This window comes from Nostoc sp. CHAB 5715 (assembly GCF_020829685.1).
Classification (GTDB): Bacteria; Cyanobacteriota; Cyanobacteriia; order Cyanobacteriales; family Nostocaceae; genus Nostoc.
Map to the genome: position 1 here is coordinate 1 of NZ_JAIVFR010001044.1, position 2,476 is coordinate 2,476.

At 41.4% G+C, this 2,476-nt stretch carries 3 protein-coding genes and 1 pseudogene; 3 read left to right on the forward strand and 1 reads right to left on the reverse strand.

All coding sequences use genetic code 11. The annotated features are described in order from the left end of the window. On the reverse strand, positions 1 to 389 hold a 389-nt coding region (locus LC574_RS35585; protein WP_229458328.1), incomplete at its 3' end, for a thermonuclease family protein. 414 nt (positions 390 to 803) lie between these two features. Between LC574_RS35585 and LC574_RS35590 the strand changes: the two genes are divergently transcribed. The 3 genes and pseudogenes from LC574_RS35590 to LC574_RS35600 form a co-directional block, all read left to right on the forward strand. Further along, on the forward strand, positions 804 to 1,055 hold the full coding sequence (locus tag LC574_RS35590; protein ID WP_229458329.1) for a hypothetical protein: 252 nt from the start codon (positions 804 to 806) through the stop codon (positions 1,053 to 1,055). Positions 1,056 to 1,510: 455 nt separating this feature from the next. Further along, positions 1,511 to 1,951, forward strand: coding sequence for a hypothetical protein (locus tag LC574_RS35595; protein WP_229458330.1), 441 nt, complete (start codon positions 1,511 to 1,513; stop codon positions 1,949 to 1,951). 233 nt (positions 1,952 to 2,184) lie between these two features. Then, positions 2,185 to 2,476: pseudogene (locus LC574_RS35600) on the forward strand (hypothetical protein); the annotation flags it as partial.

Below are 2,476 nucleotides of genomic sequence, written 5' to 3' on the forward strand. Positions count from 1 at the left end.
TCTGGACAGCCTTTGAGATACTGACGATAAACAACAGCTTGCCCTTCTTGCACCATAATCATGTTGACACTGCGATTCTCGACAAACACCTCTGCAACCAGGCGCTTATATTTGTCAGTTTCAATAGCACGTAAGCTGATTGCTTGGCCCACTGGCAGCAATTGTTTGAGTCTTGCTGATGATTGCTGTCCCCAAGGATTCTGTTTCATCTCTGGTGCATCAATGCAAGCGAGGCGAACAGTCACAGTTTTGTTACCAGTTTTCACCCGTATGGTGTCACCGTCACCTACGCTTACAACTGTAGCGGTAAGATTGTTGGCAAATACGGGTAACGACATTTGAGCTAGAAGCAAAGCTGCAACACCAATCAAGCGAAATTTAAAAACCATTTGTACTAAAAATCACTCTTAACTTCTTCTTTTAGGATTCCCAATTTCAGCCAAGCGATCGCTTGTGACAAAGCAGTACACTGGTACTATGCCGAAACTTCCAGAGTGCGATAACTGTCTCCTCTATTCACATAACCCCCACCTCGTCTGTGTCGTTCACCCTGATGGGGTAGTTGTTGAAGGGAGCAATGCGATTTTGTGAGGTGTTTAAAATTCGGGTGCTAAATCACCTATTTAGGGGTGCGATCGCAGCTAAATAACTGTTCTTATTGAGAATTTAGCTCTATAAATGAGAATTAAAGTCCGATCTAACAAAATCGCATTGCTCCCGTTGTTGAAGGCACTTTAACGCCAGCAGCAAGAGCGCTCATCCGAGAATGCGGAAAATTTGAGGAAGATGGCTGCTACCATCCTTTGGAACTATGGAGCTATGAGTTAGTCAATGATATTGAGGTGTTACTGCGGATCGAAGACTTTTCGGTTTGGATGGTTTTCGCTACGCTCTCTGAGCTACAGAGCTTGGAGAAACAAAACATTCCCGTCAGTCAATGGCAAGAAATTTCTTTTGAACCTGAGGAAGGAGTGACGCCACTGCCAATGGATGAAACTGACCGAGAGCAAATCACCCAGGCAATTAAGGAAGCGTTTTTTCCAAAACCCAATTAACTACAAATCTACAACACCTCCGTTGATTAGTCTAATTTACTTACGAATATCCAGGCTTTTACACATTCTCCCTGGATATTCTTTTTTAATCAATATCCGCAAAATCTCGCCATCACCTGACCAGGTGCTTAAAAATCTATTTCCCAGTAGCCTCTTTTAGCACACCAACAACGCTAATGGCAAAGTTGAATTAATTGCAGCGCAATCTCCCGCAAATATACAACCTCAGTTAACAAGTGTAGCACTTGTAAGGAATTAGTTGCTCTAAGAACTCTGCAACCCTTGTAAATCACGAGCGCAATCACGTCCACTTTTTGTCAGTAAACGTGCTGTCCAATAGTGCAAGAGCTTGAAAGTTGATATTGCTACCCTAATCTCTACCGACAGAAAGATTTATACAAACAACACCCTAGTTTAAGGTAAGTACAACCAACAGTAACGCAAGGAAAAAACAAATGAATCCACCTGCAACTGTTAGCACAAAACTCCAGAAAAGTGCGGCATTTATATTGCTTTCTCTAGCTTTAGTCGGTTTAGAAATTCCTTCTTCAACTGGACAGAGCTTGCCAAATAGCTCAACCAAATCGGCTCCGCTTGTTGATGGAACATATTTATACGGCGAAACTCCTAAACCTAATCAAATTGGGAAAGCCTACTTAGTAATGCAACATCAACAAGGAGATATTGTGGGAGCTTTGTACTATCCTAATTCTGAGTTTAGTTGCTTTACAGGAAAACAGGATAACAACACAGTTTCTGCTAAATCACTTAGTTACAATAAAGCAAAAACTGAAAATATGAAAATTAACTTATCCAATTTTCATCAAATCAAACTTATTAGCGCTAACGACCAACGCATCCTCTCAGTCTGCAAGCAAACAACAGTTGCCTCTTAGCAATTAACTAACGAGATTACTAATCATATAGGCTTTATTCAATAACAAGACACGGATCACAACCTCAAAAGTCAGAGCAAAAGAGTAGGTGATTCAGCCTACGACTCATTACAGACTGTTGCACACTGACTATATAAAAGTAGAAGGCGAAATATTGTTGTTGGCAGCCAAGGTGGAGTGAGGATGTTAAAGCCAGATTAAACTAAGGTATGAGAATTGGTATTTTCGAGCAGATGACAGTTAATAATGGATTGATTCTTGCGCTCTTTATTCTGATTATAACCCTGCTAGCTCTTGGCTATGGTTTTGGTGTGAAAGCTCGACGTTTACCCTTTACGGCAGAAATTGGGTTTAACCAGCAGCAATGGCAATTTCTCCGATGGTGGGTCAAGTTAGCCTCCTTTGCTGGAGTTTTGTTACCGATGTGCTTGTTAGCTCTGGCTTGGAAACAACCATCTTCAAGGGTATTTTGGGGAAGTTACCTGTTGATAGTCGCCGTACAACTCATATCTGAACGTGTTTTTA

What these genes read in the sequence shown, in the direction of transcription:
- LC574_RS35595 (WP_229458330.1), top strand. Translation starts at nt 1,511, where the DNA reads ATGAATCCACCTGCAACTGTTAGCACAAAACTCCAGAAAAGTGCGGCA.